The organism is Streptomyces sp. NPDC046870 (assembly GCF_040704595.1).
GTDB classification, from domain to species: Bacteria; Actinomycetota; Actinomycetes; order Streptomycetales; family Streptomycetaceae; genus Streptomyces; species Streptomyces argyrophylli.
In genome coordinates this window covers 1-16,413 of the sequence record NZ_JBEYXM010000051.1, presented here as the reverse complement: position 1 = coordinate 16,413, position 16,413 = coordinate 1, and the positions used below count along the sequence as shown (strand labels likewise).

General features: G+C 71.5%; 16 protein-coding genes and 3 pseudogenes. 14 read left to right on the top strand and 5 right to left on the bottom strand.

Annotated elements, in window-relative coordinates; genetic code table 11:
* Positions 1-93: 93 nt before the first annotated feature.
* Together AB0946_RS41430 and AB0946_RS41425 are read right to left on the bottom strand one after the other, a co-directional pair.
* The gene (locus AB0946_RS41430; RefSeq protein WP_366765921.1) at positions 94-594 is read right to left on the bottom strand and encodes a hypothetical protein; all 501 of its coding nucleotides are present in this window, start codon (positions 592-594) and stop codon (positions 94-96) included.
* Positions 595-854: 260 nt separating this feature from the next.
* Entirely contained in the window at positions 855-1,775 is a 921-nt protein-coding gene (locus tag AB0946_RS41425) for a PhzF family phenazine biosynthesis isomerase (RefSeq protein ID WP_366765920.1), read from the bottom strand.
* 84 nt (positions 1,776-1,859) lie between these two features.
* Here AB0946_RS41425 and AB0946_RS41420 point away from each other — a divergent pair, with 84 nt between their 5' ends.
* From AB0946_RS41420 to AB0946_RS41375, 10 genes and pseudogenes are all read left to right on the top strand, one after another.
* Complete coding sequence (locus AB0946_RS41420; RefSeq protein WP_366765919.1) at positions 1,860-2,840, top strand: LysR substrate-binding domain-containing protein; 981 nt, start codon at positions 1,860-1,862, stop codon at positions 2,838-2,840.
* 9 nt (positions 2,841-2,849) lie between these two features.
* Positions 2,850-3,383, top strand: coding sequence for a 2'-5' RNA ligase family protein (locus tag AB0946_RS41415; protein WP_366765918.1), 534 nt, complete (start codon positions 2,850-2,852; stop codon positions 3,381-3,383).
* Between the two features lie 424 nt (positions 3,384-3,807).
* The gene (locus AB0946_RS41410) at positions 3,808-4,458 is read left to right on the top strand and encodes a nuclear transport factor 2 family protein (RefSeq protein WP_366765917.1); all 651 of its coding nucleotides are present in this window, start codon (positions 3,808-3,810) and stop codon (positions 4,456-4,458) included.
* 372 nt (positions 4,459-4,830) lie between these two features.
* A complete protein-coding gene (locus AB0946_RS41405; protein ID WP_366765916.1) occupies positions 4,831-5,223 on the top strand; it encodes a hypothetical protein in 393 nt (130 codons plus the stop codon).
* 5 nt (positions 5,224-5,228) lie between these two features.
* Positions 5,229-5,898: pseudogene (locus AB0946_RS41400) on the top strand (nucleotidyl transferase AbiEii/AbiGii toxin family protein).
* A 415-nt stretch (positions 5,899-6,313) separates the two neighbouring features.
* A complete protein-coding gene (locus tag AB0946_RS41395) occupies positions 6,314-6,952 on the top strand; it encodes a DUF6518 family protein (RefSeq protein ID WP_366765915.1) in 639 nt (212 codons plus the stop codon).
* Between the two features lie 582 nt (positions 6,953-7,534).
* Complete coding sequence (locus AB0946_RS41390; protein WP_366765914.1) at positions 7,535-7,843, top strand: GNAT family N-acetyltransferase; 309 nt, start codon at positions 7,535-7,537, stop codon at positions 7,841-7,843.
* On the top strand, positions 7,836-8,285 hold the full coding sequence (locus AB0946_RS41385; RefSeq protein ID WP_366765913.1) for a (4Fe-4S)-binding protein: 450 nt from the start codon (positions 7,836-7,838) through the stop codon (positions 8,283-8,285). The genes AB0946_RS41390 and AB0946_RS41385 overlap by 8 nt, the downstream gene beginning before the upstream one ends.
* Positions 8,286-8,345: 60 nt before the next feature.
* Positions 8,346-8,492, top strand: a pseudogene (locus tag AB0946_RS41380) (site-specific integrase); the annotation flags it as partial.
* 147 nt (positions 8,493-8,639) lie between these two features.
* Complete coding sequence (locus tag AB0946_RS41375; protein WP_366765912.1) at positions 8,640-9,590, top strand: NmrA/HSCARG family protein; 951 nt, start codon at positions 8,640-8,642, stop codon at positions 9,588-9,590.
* A 725-nt stretch (positions 9,591-10,315) separates the two neighbouring features.
* On the opposite strand, the gene AB0946_RS41370 is transcribed toward AB0946_RS41375, so the two are convergent.
* Positions 10,316-10,756 carry a universal stress protein gene (locus tag AB0946_RS41370; protein ID WP_366765911.1) on the bottom strand — a complete coding sequence of 147 codons (441 nt, stop codon included), beginning with the start codon at positions 10,754-10,756 and terminating at the stop codon, positions 10,316-10,318.
* Positions 10,757-11,100: 344 nt separating this feature from the next.
* Between AB0946_RS41370 and AB0946_RS41365 the strand changes: the two genes are divergently transcribed.
* The 4 genes and pseudogenes from AB0946_RS41365 to AB0946_RS41350 all read left to right on the top strand — a co-directional run.
* Entirely contained in the window at positions 11,101-11,703 is a 603-nt protein-coding gene (locus tag AB0946_RS41365) for a TetR family transcriptional regulator (RefSeq protein WP_366765910.1), read from the top strand.
* A 460-nt stretch (positions 11,704-12,163) separates the two neighbouring features.
* Positions 12,164-13,066 (top strand): NADP-dependent oxidoreductase, encoded by a 903-nt coding sequence (locus tag AB0946_RS41360; RefSeq protein WP_366765909.1) that lies wholly within the window; start codon positions 12,164-12,166, stop codon positions 13,064-13,066.
* A 244-nt stretch (positions 13,067-13,310) separates the two neighbouring features.
* On the top strand, positions 13,311-14,264 hold the full coding sequence (locus tag AB0946_RS41355) for an alpha/beta hydrolase (RefSeq protein WP_366765908.1): 954 nt from the start codon (positions 13,311-13,313) through the stop codon (positions 14,262-14,264).
* Between the two features lie 154 nt (positions 14,265-14,418).
* A pseudogene (locus tag AB0946_RS41350) lies at positions 14,419-14,577 on the top strand (hypothetical protein); the annotation flags it as partial.
* Between the two features lie 407 nt (positions 14,578-14,984).
* Here the strand turns inward: AB0946_RS41350 and AB0946_RS41345 are convergent.
* Entirely contained in the window at positions 14,985-16,202 is a 1,218-nt protein-coding gene (locus AB0946_RS41345) for an MFS transporter (protein ID WP_366765907.1), read from the bottom strand.
* A 110-nt stretch (positions 16,203-16,312) separates the two neighbouring features.
* A partial coding sequence (locus tag AB0946_RS41340) for an SDR family oxidoreductase (protein ID WP_366765922.1) occupies positions 16,313-16,413 on the bottom strand: 101 nt, incomplete at its 5' end.

The window sequence follows — 16,413 nt, the reverse complement described above, 5'->3', positions numbered from 1 at the left end:
GCCCACCCCCGTGGGCGCACGACACGGCCGGTGACCAGCGCTCGTCGCAACGCGGCGCGGGCCGGTCCGTGCCGGAACCCGCGCCGCCGCGAGCTACTTCTTGTAGTAGGCCGACACGTACGAGCCCTGGGTGCCCCGGACCACGATGCGGAGGTGGTCCAGCCGCTGGAAGTTGGTGGTTCCGATCTTGATGCTGGTGTTCGGGTCGCACCGCTTCTGGCCGCTGTCGGCGATGTAGCGCCCGGCCTCGACGTTGTAGACGAGCACCCGCATCCTGGCGTTGGTGTTGTAGCACCTCAGGTAGGCGTAGGCCCTCTTCCCCTTGGACCGGTAGGGCTGCGAGACCCACTTCTTCCCGTGCCCGGTGAGGTACGAGCCGGAGACCCAGCTCGGGCCCCACTGACGACGGGCCGACGCCTGCGCGGTGATCTCCGCCTGCGACACGTCCGCGGGGCCCGACTGCCGAGCGGAGGCGCTCGCTGCGGACGACCACGATGCCGGGGCCGCGAGGGCTCCCGCGGCCGGCCCCGTGGCGACGGCTGCACCGCACACGAGGGCCGCGAGGGCGAGAGTGGAACGTCGAGGTGTGTTCATGATGCGTGTTCCTTCCTGCTGGAGCGTGCCTCGCACCGCGGATCCGGTCGTTCCGACGCCGGTCCCGTCGGTGCCTGGCGTCGAGTTCAGCGGGTCGCGCATTGAATGGGCAGCCGCTCGCGCCGGTCTGATCAATCGCCGGAGCACAGGTCGGGGCGCGGCAAGGTGACGCCGACCGGCAGGTGCCGGTCGACTCCGCGTTCGTGGGGCCGGCAGCCATCGAGGAGGCCGACCCGGTGCGACGTGCCGCCGACGGACCGTCAGCGGGGGAGCAGCACGGCCGTGCCGGTGACTCGCACCCGGGCGTCCTCGGGCGTCACACCGATGACGAGGTCGCTCGGGCGGCCCATGTCCTCGCCCTGCCGCACCGCGATGTCCGCAGGCTCGGTGACCAGCCCGAGGGCGCGGAGGTAGCCGCCGAACGCGGCCGCCGCCGCGCCCGTCGCCGGGTCCTCCACGACACCGCCGACGGGGAACGGGTTGCGGGCGTGGAAACGGCGCGGCGACTCGCGCCACACCAGGTCGACGGTGGTCCAGCCGTATTGGCGCATGACGTCGGCGAGCGCGTCGAAGTCGTAGTCGAGCGCGGCCAGCCGCTCGCGGGAGGCCGCGGCCAGCACCAGGTGGTCGTTGCCGCCGAAGGCGACGTGCGGCGGCAGCGCGGGGTCGAGGTCCGACGCGCTCCAGCCGAGGGCCGCGAGAGTGGCCTCCAGCTCGCCGGCGAGCGCCTGGCGGGAGCGGGTCGGCACGCTGGTGAGCGTCGCCTGCACCGCCCCTGCGCCGTCGGTGGCGGTCGTCACCGCGATGGCGCCCGCCGGGGTGTCCAGGGCGAGGTCGCCGGGGCCCAGCCGGTCGGCGAGGGCGACGGCCAGGGCCACCGTCGCGTGCCCGCAGAAGGCCACCTCCGCCAGCGGGCTGAAGTAGCGCACCGTGAAGCGCCGGGCGTCCTGGTCGGCGGCGGTGACGAAGGCGGTCTCCGAGTAGCCGACCTCGGCGGCGACGGCGAGCATGGCCGCCTCGTCCAGCCCGGAGGCGTCGAGCACGACCCCGGCGGGGTTGCCGCCGTCCGGCGTGCGGGTGAACGCGGAGTAGCGCAGGATCTCGGGGGCCGCGCCGGGGCCGCCGGGAGCGGGGGCGGTGGTCGTGGTGTCGGCGGCGGTGGCGGTCGTGTCGTTGGTCATGGGGAAACCCTGGCACCCCTGGACCTATCGCGTCCAACGATGGATTATGATGCACTCCATCGACTTTCCGCATACGATGTGCGGGTGGACACGCGACTGCTGACGACCTTCACCACGCTCGCCCGCACCGGCAGCTTCACCGCCGCCGCGGCCGCGCTCCATCTCGCCCAGTCCACGGTCACCGTGCACATCCGCACCCTCGAACGCGACCTCGGCGTGCCGCTGTTCGACCGGCTGCCCACCGGCGCCCCGCTCACCGAGGCCGGCCGACGGCTCCTCCCGGAGGCCGAGGAGGTGCTCGACGCCGTGGCCCGACTGCGCTCCGCGGCCGGCGAGGACGGGCCCGTCGCGGGCCGGGTGGTGGTCGGCACGCCGGAATCGCTGTGCGCCACCCGGCTGCCGGCCGTGATCGCCGCCCTGCGCACCGAACACCCCGACGTGGACGTCGACCTGCGCGCGGCCAGCACCGAGGAGTGCGTACAAGGGCTGCGCTCCGGCCACCTCGACCTGGCGCTGCTGATGAACGAGGACGCCGAGTCCCCCGAGATCGTCACCGAACCGGTCGCCCGCGAGGCCCTCCTCCTCGTCGCCGCCCCCGGCCACCCGATGGCCGGCCGTGACCGCCCGGCGGCCTGGAGCGATCTGGCGGCCGAGCACTTCTTCCTCCTCGAGGAGGGATGCGCTTACAGCGACGCCTTCGAACAGCGGCTGCGCGCCGCGCCCGGCGCGAACCCGCGTATCACGCGGTTCGGCAGCGTGGACGCGGCCCGCTCCTGCGCCGCGGCCGGCCTGGGCCTGACCCTGCTGCCGGCGACGACCGTCGCCGAGCATCTGCGCGAGGGACGGCTGCGCGGGATCGCCCTGGACGGCCCGCCCCTCTCCGACGTACCCGTACGACTGGCCCGGCACCGCCGGCGCTGGGCGGCGCCCGCCGCGCGCGAGGTCGCCCGCGCCCTCGTCCGGCACCTCGCACAGGCCGGAACGGGGACGGCGGGCACCAAGCGGCCGACGACCCCCCGCTCCGACGGGCCGGCCGGCGGCGGAACCGCGGGCGACCGCCGGTAGGCTGCGGCGGTGCGCACCGTCGAGCTCCTGTTGGACGAGGCGGCGGATCTGGCGGTCAGGGAGGCCTGGCGGCGGCTGGCCGACGCGGGGCTGCCCAGCCAGGCACGCCACCGCTCACCGACCAACAGCCCCCACCTCACTCTGGCCACCTGCCCGGAACTCACCGCTGCGATCCGCTGGGAACTCGCCGAAGCGGCCGCCACCCTGCCGCTGCCGGCGCGATGCACCGGCGTGGTCCGCTTCGAGCGGCCCACCTCGGTACTGGCCTGGGCGCTGGACCTCGACTCCGCGCTGACCGGGTTGCACCGCCGGGTGTGGGACGCGGTGGCCTCCGACAGCCCACCCGGGACCCTCAACCCCTTGCACGAACCTGGGCGCTGGAGCCCGCACATCACCCTCGGCCGGACCCGACGGGCCGGCGCCTTCGCCGACCGGCGGGTCTCCGAGCTGCTGCCGGCGCCGCCGCCGTCGCTCCGGCTCACCACCCTGCGCAGCTACGACACCCGGACCGGCGCCCTGGACCTCCTGGTGCCCCGCTCCTGAGCGCACCCGTCGTTGCGATCGTGCTGCCGCGCCCGAAGCCGGACCCGACCCTGCTCGACGGCGAACCGGCCGACGTCCTCGCCGCCGCGCAGGCCGTCGTCGAAGCGTCCGAAGGGCTCGGCACCATCGCCCCCTACGCGACCGAGCCGGCGCCGCCCGCGACCGGCCTGGTCCGATCCCGGCAAGGGCGGCGCCCAGGCGGACATCGTCATCACCGCGCCCGAGGACGGGGTGCCGCTGCTGTTCGTGGAGACCGCCAACTGAGTTGGGCCCCGGGCGAACGCCCATAGATCAAACGTTCGCTTGACATGTTCTCAGCGCCGACCTAACTTCAATCAAGCATTTGATTTGTTGTAAGCGCGTACGGCGGGAGACCGCTGCTACGGGCCTGGAACCCCGAAGACCCGATGTGGAGAAACCAGACATGAAGTCGTTCCGCTGGAAGACGATCATCACCATGGGCGCCATCGCGGGCATGGGTGGTCTCGCCATCGCCGCCGCGCCGACACAGGCCGCGAGCAGTGCTGTCGGCAGCCGCCCCGTCAGCCACGTGCAGGCCCACGAAGCCCTGAGTCCCCAGCAGCTGTCGGCGCTGCCGCTCACGAACCGCCACCTGACGAGGCATGAGATAGCCAACCTCGCGGTCGTCCTGAACGCGTACCACGTGGCGGAGGGCAGCAGCCTGGACGTCGAGGCTTTCGTCAACAGCTTCACCAAGGACGGCGTCTTCGACGACAAGGTCGCCGGAGCCACCTATCAGGGCAAGGCGCTCGGCGACGTCCTGAACCGCATGGTCTCCCTCTTCCCCGACGTCCACCGTGAACTCAAGAGCATCACGGTGAACGGCGACGAGATCAGCATCGAACTGTCGATCCAGGGCACCTTCAAGGGGGCGTTGCAGACGCCGGCCGGCACCGTCAAGCCGACGGGCGCGAGGGTCGACGCCCCGACCGCCGACTTCTGGTACCTGCAGGACGGCAAGGTCAAGCGGTTCGACTGCTACGTCGGGTACACGAAGATGTACTCCGACATGGGCGTGAACCTCGACTGGGCCTCGGCGGTCGCCGGCAAGTGAGCCAAGCCCTCGGCCGGTGGTGTGCAACTGGTGAGACCGGACGTCATCGGCCGAGGGCGAACGGGCGGGGCGACGCCCGCAATCAGCATGGGGGGCGACAAAGCATTCCGCTGTTCAACGAAAGGGCCCGGACATGTTCCGTCATCGGAAGGATGTCGACCTGAACCGGTCCCAGAAGATCCCTGGTCAGACTCGGTTTCTCGTCCCTCGTGCGGACGCGCAGAGCGTCCAACGAGCGTCAAGGCCGAGAGTCCGTCCTGCTCAGGGCTGAGCAGATTGCGGCAACCAGCTCGCCGGGCCGCCTCGATCCGCTCCGGACGCCGGCTCGCGGATCATGACCCTCGCAACGTCTCCGGCCGCCATATTGGAGTCATGCCCTCCAGCCCACAGCACCCGACACCCGCCCCGAGGAACGTCTCGGACGCGGACGCCGAGGACCTCGCGCGGTACCGGGAGAAGTTCCGCCGCCGTCTACCGGAGTCGCTGGACGAGCTGCACGGTCCGGCCAACGGTGTCGTGGAACTTCCGCTGCACATGGCCTGGTCCGGGATGACCTCATACGACTTGGACAAGCCGCGCCAGCGTATGGGCCTGTACCGCACCGTTCTGCACGAGGGCCTGCACGACGATCTGCCCCGCTACCTCAACCGGGATCTGCTCCTCGACCTGTGGCCGGTGCTGCGCCCCCTCGTCGGTCGTACCGTGCGGACCGTGTGGGAAGAAGCCTTCCCCCAGCTAGCCTCCTGCACCCGGGCGGCAGCGTGACGGACATGCCGGAGCTGCTGCACGCGCGGCTCCTGGCGGATGTGATCGCGCTTGGTTCCCCGTATCCACTGGTTCTCACCGGTGGATACGCCGTGCGGGCACACCACCTCGTGGACCGTCCCAGCCAGGACCTCGACGTCGCCACCGAGAACCCGGCGCCCATGGCCGACATCGCGGCCACGCTCCACGCCGGCTTGGAAGCCCGCGGCTGGAAGGTGCACGCGCTGGAGACCGCTCCGCTGTCCGCTCGCTTCACCGTGTCCGACCCGGCCACCGAGCAGGAATGCGAAGTCGACATCCTCAAGGAGATCTTCTGGCGGCCGGTCGCCCAGAGCCCGTACGGGCCCGTCCTCGCGGAGGAGGACGTGATCGGGACCAAGGTCCGCGCCCTCGCCGACCGCGGAGCGCCCCGCGACCTGATCGACGTGTTCGCAGCGTCTCACCGCTGGACCAATACCGAGCTCGAGGAGTTCGGCCGTCGCCACGCCCGCGGCCGCTTCGAGCGCGAGGACCTGCGAGCGAATCTCACGGGCCGAGTGGACCGACGATGAAGCCTTCGCCGCCTATGGGCTTGATGACGCCACCATCACCGCTCTCCGCTCTTGGGCCGTGGAGTGGGCCGACGACTTGGCGGCCCGTCTCCTCGAAGAGGCCGATGATCGGGACATCGACTGATCACCTCCGGACGAGACCCCATCTATCAGCGGTCGGAGCAAGAGCGCAAAGAATGAGTACGCGGAAAAGCGGTCGGCCGCGACTTGTCCGACGATGAGCCCGCCGGGCACCCTGCTCTTCTCCCGGCCGAGCACCTTCGCGAGCTCAAGTACCCGCGATCGGCCGTCTGCGGAACAAGTCGGCTCGGCCGGCACCTTGTAGTCGGTCGCGGACAGTCCGAACCGGCTCTGTAGCGACCGCGCCGGCCTGACTGGCCAGCAGGTCGTGCGGGCGCGGCAGACCTCGCCATGCACGGCTCGCTCCTCGACCAGGTCAGCCATCGAGGCGTTCCGTCATGAGTACACCATCCGAGAAAGTTGACGCGTCAGCCACCTCGCCCGTGCCCGTGACTATACACACTATGTATAGTGCGGCCATGGCTACTGGAACAGCGTCCCGTTACGACACCCCCGCCACCGTCCTCACCGCGACCGCGGCCTTCGGGCTGGTGCTCGGCTGGGCAACGTACGCCCTGCACGGGACGACACCCCTGCTGGAACGGGCGACCAACTCGATATCCACCTGGATCATCTGGACTGCCGTGGCCGGCGGGCTGATTCGTGTCCGAAAACTCGCCGCCTGGGGCGGCGGGCTGATGATGCTCGCCACCTGCGTCAGCTACTACGCGGCGTCCACGCTTGGCAACACATTCGGGGCCGGAGGGCTCGGAAGCGCCGCCGTATGGTCGGTGGCCGGGCTGGTCGGAGGGCCACTGCTGGGTTGGGCCGGGTGGACGGTACGGCGCGGGCGGGGGGACCTGCGTGCGGTGGCCGGCGCGGTCATCGCGATGGTGGTACTGGGGGAGGCGGCCTGGCTGGGTCTGGCGCTTCACTACTGGAAAGAGGCGGTTGTCTTCCTGGTCGTCGGCGCCCTGCTCACCGCCCTCCTGACCCTCTGTCTGGCGCGCGCCGGGGTGCGCCGCTTCTGGCTGTGCACTGTGCTCGCCCCCGTCGGCGGTCTCGCCTTCTACCTCACGGAGAAGGGCATCCTCGACGGGCTGCTCGGATCGGTATGACTCCGTCGGCTCCGATCCCGTTCACTTTCGTGTCGGCGATCCCCAGGCTCCAGCGGCGTCGGTCAGCCGGGTGCTGCCGTCGCGTCGGACAGGTCATCCGTCCACGGTGAACTCGGGGCCGACCGGAAGGGAGCGTCGAGGCGGTTGTCGCGCGCCGCAATGGGGGGCGGTAGGTGCCGTCGGAATACGGCGCGGCATCGGCGTCGTCGACGCCGAGTCCGAGGCCGAGGAGAAGCCGGTGGTCGTACGCCTGGCGTAGCCGCGCGTGGCCCCGGCCGTCCCGGCGACCGGCTGGCGCTGGGCACTTGGGTGGCGATGGTGGTGCTCTGAGGAGACGACCAGCGAGGAGGAGCGCGGCCGGATCACCGCCTCCGCGCTGCTCAATGTCCCGCGTTCCACACGGGTCCGGCCTTCGCCGACGGCGGCGCACCGCGGGCTCGGCACGCATCGCCGCCGACACGCGGACGGACTCCAGCAATAGTTGACACGTCAATGCTCGCTGATTAGCTTCGTCGAAGCGTCAACAAGCGCCACGAACTCGAACTCGCGTCTGGCGAACCAACCGGGCACCAAGGAGAACAAGTGACAGTCACAGTCGTCGACGCACCTGAGGCGCGCCGCTACGAGGCACGGGTGGACGATGGGCCCGAGGTCGCCGGGTTCGCGGAGTACATCCGCACGGCGGAGCTGATCGCGTTCGTCCACACGGAGGTGTCACCGGCACACGAGGGTCTTGGAATCGGCTCCGCACTCGTCCGGGCCTCTCTCGACGAAGCCCGCGCCGCCGGGCTGCGAGTCCTCGCCACCTGCCCCTTCTACGCGGGCTGGATCGACCGGCACCCCGAGTACGCCGACCTGCTGTACCAGAACCGGAGCAAGGTCAGTGACTGAGCCTCCGGCCGGGCCGGCTCAGGTGACCGACACCGACACCACGCCGCAGAAGAAGGCCTACGAGACGCGGGACATCACCGTCACCTACGAGGCACGGCGCTGCCTCCACGCCGCTGAGTGCGTCAGGGGCCTGCCCGAGGTCTTCGACGTGAACCGGCGTCCGTGGATCCGGTTGGACGGGGCTCCCGCCGGCCGAGTGGCCGAAGTGGTGCGCCGCTGCCCGACAGGAGCGCTCCAGTACGCGCCGGCGGACAACGGAGCGGAAAGCCCGGACCGGCCCACCCGGATCACCCGGACCCCCGCCGGGCAGCTGATCGTGCGCGGCGAGCTGACCCTGGACACCGATGAGGGGCAGCGCACCGAAACCAGGGCCGTGCTCTGCGGCTGCGCGCGCAGCGGTCTGCAGCCGTACTGTGACCACTCAGGCCCCTGCGGCCGGTGACAGCGGCGGCGAACCTGCACTGAGATCTTCCGGGGCCGGGGCAGGCGCGCGAGGACTCCCGTACTGGAGACGGTCTGCCGGGACGCGGGCACCGCGCGACTGCCACCCCGAATGCTCAACCGCCGCATGCGCGGCTCGGTGTTCACCGCCCACCGGCGCTCCTGTCCGGGCAAGGTCCTCGGGCCGCGCGACGCGTGCCCGGACACCGAGCCGCCCGCCCGCTCCACGGCCAGGGCCGCGCTCCGCCGAACGTGTGACTGGATGGCCTGATCTGTCGCATGTTAGTTGACGCGTCATGTTTTTGCTGCCTAGCTTGGCCGAAGCGTCACCACTCGACCTGACAGGGGCAGTTCCATGAACGACAAGAAGGTCATCGCCGTCGCCGGAGCAACGGGTGCCCAGGGCGGCGGTACCGCCCGCGCGATCCTCGCCGAGCCGGAGTCGGGCTTCGCGGTCCGCGCGATCACCCGGAACCCGGACTCGCCCGCCGCCAAGGAACTGGCGGAGCTCGGTGCCGAGGTCGTCCGGGCGGACTTCGGTGACGAACCGAGCGTGCGCAAGGCGTTCGAGGGTGCCTACGGCGCATTCCTCGTCACCAACTTCTGGGCGCACATGTCCGCGGCGAAGGAGATCGAGGAGCTCCAGGTTCTGGTGCGGTCCGCCAAGGCCGCGGGGCTGCGTCACGTGATCTGGTCGACGCTGGAGGACACCCGCGAGCTCCTGCCCCTGGAGGACGGCCGCATGCCCGTCCTCCAGGAGAAGTACAACGTGCCTCACTTCGACGCCAAGGGTGAGGGCAACGAGCTCTTCAGAGCGGCCGGGGTGCCGACGACCTTCTTGAACACCACCTTCTTCTTCCAGGGCTTCCTGCAGGATTTCGGTCCCCGGCGCGGTGAGGACGGCGTGCTGACGCTCAGCCTGCCGCTGGAGGACGGCAAGCTCCTGGCCGGGGTGGACGCGGCGGACATCGGCCGGACGGCCTTCGCCATCCTCAAGCGGGGCGAACGGTACATCGGCCAGACCGTCAGCCTGGCCGGCGACCACCTGACCGGTGCGCAGTACGCGGAGAAACTGGGGGCCGCGCTGGGCGAGCCGGTGCGATTCCAGTCCGTGCCCTACGACGTCTTCCGGTCCCTCGACACTCCGGCCGCCGTCGAGATCGGCAACATGTTCCAGTACTACGGCGACTTCGACCAGGAGTTCACCGGCGCCCGCGACCTGGCCCGGCTGCGGGAGCTGAACCCGGAGCTGAGGAGCTTCGACTCCTGGCTGGCCGAGAACGCCTCGAAGTTCTCGGTCAACTGACGCAGACGCGCGTGCCCCGGCCGGGGCGGCTCGCCGTCAAGGCCCCCGCGACGGACGAGGGCACGACGTGCGACGAGCGGTGAGGGAAGTGTCCCGGGTGGGGCCCGGCCATCCGGACGGTGCGGAGCCGGAGTTCACCGACGGCCTGCCGCAGTCGGACATGACCGGCCGCGGCCCGCCCGGCCATGACCCGGCCGGTCCAGTGGGCGGGCGCGGAGCCGTCCGTGTACCGGGGGCGAGGTCGTCGTAGACGCGGGTGCCGGGGCGAGGCCGAGGAGGATGAAGGCGAGCGGGGTGATGCCGGCGTCGCCGAGCTTCTTCGTGCGGAGTACCGACCGTGCCGTATCCCACGCTGCCACGTGTACGGCGTCGAACTCACCGTTCACGGCGCGCCGCCGTCCGGTCGGCCGGGGCCGTCCTCCAGGTAGAGGGGTAGTAGGCCCCCGGCAGGCCCGCGCGGCGTACGGCCTGGCTGACTGGCTCGGCGTGCACCCCGTCGTGTCGGTGCGGCCGTGCCGGTGCGCCCCGCGAGCCGGCCGACTCGCGGGGCGCGTACGGAACCGTGGCGCGGAGACCCTGGCCGCTGCCACACCCGAGGTGCGTACGGGCGATATGTGTCGGTGCAGCGGCCTCGCGTCGGACGCGGAGTGGCCCGGGACGAGTCGGTCCGCCGCAGTTGGCGCGGGCGAGCGCGCGGGATGGGGGCCGGGCCTCGTGGAGTGCTCTCAGTCCTCCTGAGCCGCTTCGTCGTTCGCGGGCGCGAGGAGTACGGGGATGCGGCTGGCGTGCGCGACCGCGTCGCTGACCCGGGGGTTGAACAGGGCGGCGAGGGCGCCACGGTGGTGAGGGCTGACGACCAGCAGGTCCGCCTTGAACCGCGCGGCGGCCTCGGAGACGGCCTCCGGAACCTGGGGGACCAGGCTGCGTACCAGCTCGCCTCCCGCCTCGACCCCCATGCCGAGCAGCGCGGACAGGGCTTCGTCGAGTACGCCGCGCGCGGCTGCGTCGTCCTCGGTGGCAACGACGGTGTCCCCGGCGACCGCCGTGGTCACGACGTGCAGGACGTGGACCTGTGCACCGGTCAGCCGGGCCATCTCCCCTGCCATTGCGACGGCGGACTTCCGGGCCGGGGTGGGGTCTATGGCGACCAGAATGCGCTCGAACACGGATTCTTCTTCCTCTTGGCTCACATGCGATGTGGAGCGGATGCGTGCAGCTTAACCAGCCGCTCGGAAAGGGATACGTGTGCTCCCCGGGCAGTCGGTGGCGCGGATGGGCCCGAGGCGGTTCGAGGCTGCCTGTCTCGTCGCGACCTCGGGTAACTGCTGGAAGAGACCGGCACTGCCGGCCGTGACCAGGAGGACCAGCGAGCCGGAGGGCCGCCTGAGCACCGTGCGAGAGCAGGTGTTTGACAATGTACTGAAGCGACTGCTTGAGTAAATGCGTGGTGCGAGAGCAAAAGGCGGATCTGCGCCGAGCGGCCGGTCAGCGGACGCGGGACGCCCTGCAGATGGCCGCCCTGGAGCTGCTCGCGCAACGCGGGCAGGAGGGTGTGACGCTCCGCGACATCACCGATCGGGTCGGGGCCAACGTCGCGGCGGTCAGTTACCACTTCGGGTCGCTCAAGTCGCTGTGCGACTCCGCGATCGAGTACGCGCTGGAACGCTATCTGGACGAGCAGATCCAGGAGCTCGGCTTCCTCGACTCCACCTCGACGCTGCAGGAGGTGGCGGCGGCGTTCGCCCGACCGATGACACGCGCGCTGGCGGCCGGCGGAGAGGAGCTGGCCGTGATGCGGACCGTGGCGCGTGTCGGGATCGATCCACCGCAGGGCTGGCAGCGGCTGACCGACAAGTTCGACCGGAGCCGCCGAGACGTCCTCAGGGTGCTGACGGCGAATCTGCCCGGTGTCGACGAGGAGGAGTTGATCTTCCGCACGCGGTGCGCGGCCGGCATGCTGAACTGGCTCGCATTGGCACCCATCGGTACCGAGCTGGCCACCATGTCCGTCGAAGAGATCGGGCGGCAGCTGATCCCCGTGGTGGCCGGGGCGTTCCACGGCTACCCACAGCCGGCCCCCGACCAAGCCGAAGACCCTTCACGTCAAGGTTGACGGGCACGGCATCGGCGGTCCGACCAGGCCGGAACCGGCCCGGAGGGACACAGCGGGCTTTGCCGGAGCCCCTGACCTCCGCGGCAACGGACCGGCTGTCCGAGGACCCATGCAGCCGCGCGTGATCGCAGGCATCGCGACCACCGGCGCCGCGATGCCCGACGAGGGCGCACCCTCGGGTGAGCCGCCGTGGTCCAAGACCTGCCATGGTGATCGGGATACGGGTTGACACAGCGGTGGCCCAGCCTCATATAGTTGATACATCAACTCTCCTGAGAATCGCTCACGGCCTGTTCGTCGTCCGCGAGCTGACGCACGACACCTTCGCTCGACTGGATTCATGGCGTGGACGGTCGGGCGCGAAGAGGCGCTCCCGGGGGCGTGACCGGCCGCGACGGTCACTTCGCATTTGTGATACATCAACTACATTGGCCCTCCCGCGAAGCAAGGAGCGAGCACTGTGCCGAACGCCGTTGTGATGACCGGGTACGGACCCCCGGACGTACTGGAGTGGACGGCCGTTCCCCTTCCGGAGCCCGGCCAGGATCAGGTGCGGATCCGGGTCAAGGCCGCGGGGGTGGGCCCGACGGACCTGGCGATCCGCGCAGGCCACCTGCGGTTCCCCCTGCCCGAGACCCCTGTTCTCGGCTACGAGGTCGCCGGTGTCGTCGACGCCGTGGGCCCAGGAGTGTCGGGGACCGAGGTCGGTGACGAGGTGGCCGCTGTCCTCTTCGACCGGGGCGGCTACGCCGAATACGCCGTTGCCTCGATCTGGACGCACAAGCCGCGCTCCGTCTCCTGGACGGACGCCGCGGCGCTGCCGAGCTCCGTGGAGGCGGCGGCCGGCGTGCTTCGCCAACTGCGGATCACGGCAGGGGAGAGGCTGCTGCTCCTCGGGGGCGGCGGCTCGGTCGGTGTGATCGCCACGCAGCTGGCGGTGGCCCAGGGGGTCGAGGTGATCAGCGCCGTGGGGCAGCGGGACGACGCCCTGGCCGCGGAACTCGGCGCGCGCCCCGTGCGATACGGCTCCGGTCTCGTCGAGGCGGTGCGCGCCCTCGGCCCCGTGGACGCCGTCTTCGACGCGGCGGGCAAGGGCGCCCTCGCCGACGCCGTCGCACTCGCGGGAGGGCCCGAGCGGGTCATCACCCTGTCGGATCCCGCAGCCGCCGGCTTCGGCGTCGTTCTCTCGGAGCCCACCCCTGACCGTGCTCCCGGCGCCCTGGACGAAGGCATGGCCATGCTGGCCGGGAAGAGTCTCCGGCTGAAGGCGCGCACGCTGATGCCCATGCGGAGCGCCGCCGAGGCACACCGGCGGCTGGAGAGCGGCGAGGTGCGCGACCGCATCATCCTCACCCTCGACTGATCCCGGCGCGTACGTGCCCTCGGGCCGGCGTACCGACTCGCGCGAGCCGGTCGTCGACGCCGCCCGTGCCGGGAGACGGCCCCGCCGCCCATGGGCGCCGCCCCGGCAGGAACGACGCTTGCCTGCCCGGTGGCGGCCCATGGCATGGGCGACGCGAACACATGTGGCCGCCGTGGCACACGTTGCACGACTGCGCGGCCGGACGCGGCGGCACCTCACGCACCCCCGAGTCCGAAGGAACCCCATGCATCACACACTCGACCCCGAGCTCGCCGCCGTGGCGGCCACTCTCCCGAAGGCCGACCTCTCGGATCTCGCGGCGGCACGGGAGGCGGAACGGCTGGTGTCCGAGAACCTTCCCGTTTACGAGCCGCAGACGCCCGTGTACGTGCGGGACGTGACCGTCCCGGGCCCCCCGGGCGCGGGCGACGTACGGGTGCGGGTCTACGCGCCCGCCGAACGCTCCACCGCACTGCCCGGGCTGCTGTACCTGCACGGCGGCGGCTACGTCATGGGCAGTCTGGCCCTGATCGACTCGCCGGCCCGGGTGCTCGCCGAGCGGGCGGGCGTGATCGTCGTGGCCGTGGACTACCGCCTGGCTCCCGAGCACCCCTACCCCGCGGGTCTGGAAGACAGCTACGCGGCCCTCGTCTGGGCCGCCGACCGGGGTGGCGAGCACGGGATCGACGCCGACCGCCTCGGGGTCCTGGGTGAGAGCGCCGGGGGCGGGCTGGCCGCGGCGCTCACGATGCTGACCCGGGAGCGCGGGGGTCCCCGCCTGCTCGCCCAGTTCCTCGACGCCCCCACCGTCGACGACCGGTTGAACACCCCCTCGATGCGGACCCTGCGGGACACGCCGGTATGGCAGTCCGCCAACTCGCCGATCGCTTGGGGGCACTACCTGCGCGGCACCGCCGAGCCTGGTGCCCCGGACGTCCCGGTGCACGCCGCTGTGGCCCGCGCGCGGGTGGAGGAACTGGCCGGGCTGCCCCCCGCTCTGGTCATGACCTACCAGATCGACCCGACTCGGGACGAAGCACTCGACTACGCGCGTTCGCTCATCCAGGCCGGAGTCCCCACCGACCTCCGCCACTACGGCAAGGCGTTCCACGTGGCCCACTTCATCCCGGGAACCGCGGCGGGAAGCCGGATGGCCGGCGACCGGATCGAAGCCGTCCGCAGGATGCTGGGAGCCTGACGGCACCGCCCGGCCGGCGGCGTGCCGTCGCCCGGGTCACCCGTCATCGCCCAGCACCCCTCCCACACCCCCGTCCGGGCCGGCAGCCGCCGCATCCCGGGAGGCGTCCGTATCCGGATCCGCACTGTCACAGAGGCCGTTCACCGTCCTGTCCGTGCTCACGACCGCGGAGGAGACCGACGGTCGCCACGACCTGTCGGACATCACCCTGCCCGGCGACTCGGGCACACCACTGCACCTGCACACCGCCTACGAGGAACGCGTCTTCGTCCTCTCCGGCTCCCTGACCGTGTGGGCCGGACCCGACACCTTCGCCCTGCGCTCGGGCGACTTCTTCACCATCCCGATGAACACGCCGCACACCCTGAAGGCCGGCCCCGAAGGAGCCCGTTCCCTGACCATCACGTCTGGCGACCCCGGAGACCGAGTGGGACATGGAGCTGTTCCAGGCCCTCACCGAAGAGTTCGGCGACGTGATCCTCGGTCCGCCCGGTGCCACGCCCGCGTCTCTCGAGGGCAGGTAGGCGGCGGGCGCTTCCGGACCGTGTCCCGCACACCCGACACCGCCGCTCATCAAAGGGGTGGAGCGGCCCGGGCTCGAACAGGCCGTCCGGGGAACGTCTCGTCCCCACCGTCGCCGTGTGGATGCGCCCGGGCCGTCGTGTGGGAGGTGCGAACAAGGCTGCTGGGCCGGTCAGTGACCGGTGGCCCACGGCTCGGTCAGCCCCGTGCCGCCTTGTGTACGCCGGCCGGTATCAGCGCGCTGAGCAGGACCACGAGGGCGCCGTAGGCGAACGCGGCGGTCGTGCCCTGGTGGTCGGTCAGGAGGCCGCCGGCGAAGGAACCTAGCGCAAGGAAGGTCTGTGAGGCGGTGACGAGGAGGGCCAGGGCGGCGTCGGGGGCGTCGGGGAACAGCCGCATGACACGGGCCTGCCCGATGAGCGGGACCGCTCCGAAGGCCGCGCCCCACAGCAGGACGAGGACGGTGACGACGGGAGTCGCGGTGGTGGCGGTGAGCAGGAGTACGGCGGCGGCCAGCAGGAGGGCGACGGCGACGGCCAGGGCCCGCAGGGAGTGCCGGGTGAGCAGACCGATCAGGAAGTTCCCGGCGAGTCCCGCCAGCCCGTAGCCGAGCAGGACGGCGGTGACGGCGTCCGGGCCGAGGCGGGCGTGCTCCTGGAGGTAGGGGGTGATGTAGGTGTAGGCGGTGAAGTGCCCGAAGAAGACGGCTCCGGTGGCCAGCAGGGCGAGGGTGAGAGGCGGCGTACGCAGGGCCCTGCCGAGCGTGGCCGGGCGAACGGCGCCGGTGGGTTTCAGGGCGGGCAGCGCGATGGCGAGGAAGAGCAGCGCGAGCAGTCCCGTGAGGGCCGCGACGAGGAAGGCGGTGCGCCATCCCGCCAGGTGCCCGATCAGCGCGCCGAGCGGCAGGCTGATGACGGTTCCGGCGGAGATGCCCGCGGTGATGAGCGATGCCGCGCGGTCCGCCTGTGCCGGGGGGACCAGCCGGTTGCCGACGCCCGCTCCCATGGCCCAGAAGCCGCCGACGCCGAGGCCCAGGAGCAGGCGCGCGGTGACCATGACGGGGAAGTCGGGTGCCAGGGCGGCCAGGGTGTCCGACGCGGCGATGAGCGCGGCGAGGGCGAGCAGGACGTGCCGGCGATCGAGGCGGCCGGAGGCCATGGTGAGCAGCGGCGCGGCCACTGCTGCGGCGAGTCCGGGGACGACCACGAGCAGCCCGGCGGTGCCCGTGTTCACGTGCAGGTCCCCGCCGATGGCGGGCAGCAGGGCGACGGGCAGGAACTCCGAGAGCACCAGGACGAAGGACACCGCCGCGACGGATGCGACGGCTGGCCACCCTCCCCTGTGCCGGGGCAGCCGGGTTGTGCTTCCGGTCTGCGGTACGGCCGCGGTGGCGGCCGGCGTGCGGCGACTGCTCATGACTCTCCTTGACTCACGGTGCGCGCGGGACCTGACGCGGGCGGGCCGCGGCCGTGTGGCCGCGGCCCGTGCCGTTGCTCGCGGGGGATCGATGGTTCGGTGCCCGGGCGTCAGATCTGGTTGGCGCCGCCGTCGACGAAGATTTCGGTGCCGGTGATGAAGCTGGACTGGTCGGTGGCGAGGAAGAGGGCGAGGTGGGCGACTTCTTCGG

Bases quoted from the DNA above. Each gene is read 5' to 3' on its own strand.
- AB0946_RS41430 (WP_366765921.1), bottom strand. From the start codon at position 594: ATGAACACACCTCGACGTTCCACTCTCGCCCTCGCGGCCCTCGTGTGC.
- AB0946_RS41425 (WP_366765920.1), bottom strand. From the start codon at position 1,775: ATGACCAACGACACGACCGCCACCGCCGCCGACACCACGACCACCGCC.
- AB0946_RS41410 (WP_366765917.1), top strand. From the start codon at position 3,808: ATGAAGTCGTTCCGCTGGAAGACGATCATCACCATGGGCGCCATCGCG.
- AB0946_RS41405 (WP_366765916.1), top strand. From the start codon at position 4,831: ATGCCCTCCAGCCCACAGCACCCGACACCCGCCCCGAGGAACGTCTCG.
- AB0946_RS41395 (WP_366765915.1), top strand. From the start codon at position 6,314: ATGGCTACTGGAACAGCGTCCCGTTACGACACCCCCGCCACCGTCCTC.
- AB0946_RS41375 (WP_366765912.1), top strand. From the start codon at position 8,640: ATGAACGACAAGAAGGTCATCGCCGTCGCCGGAGCAACGGGTGCCCAG.
- AB0946_RS41365 (WP_366765910.1), top strand. From the start codon at position 11,101: ATGGCCGCCCTGGAGCTGCTCGCGCAACGCGGGCAGGAGGGTGTGACG.
- AB0946_RS41355 (WP_366765908.1), top strand. From the start codon at position 13,311: ATGCATCACACACTCGACCCCGAGCTCGCCGCCGTGGCGGCCACTCTC.
- AB0946_RS41345 (WP_366765907.1), bottom strand. From the start codon at position 16,202: ATGAGCAGTCGCCGCACGCCGGCCGCCACCGCGGCCGTACCGCAGACC.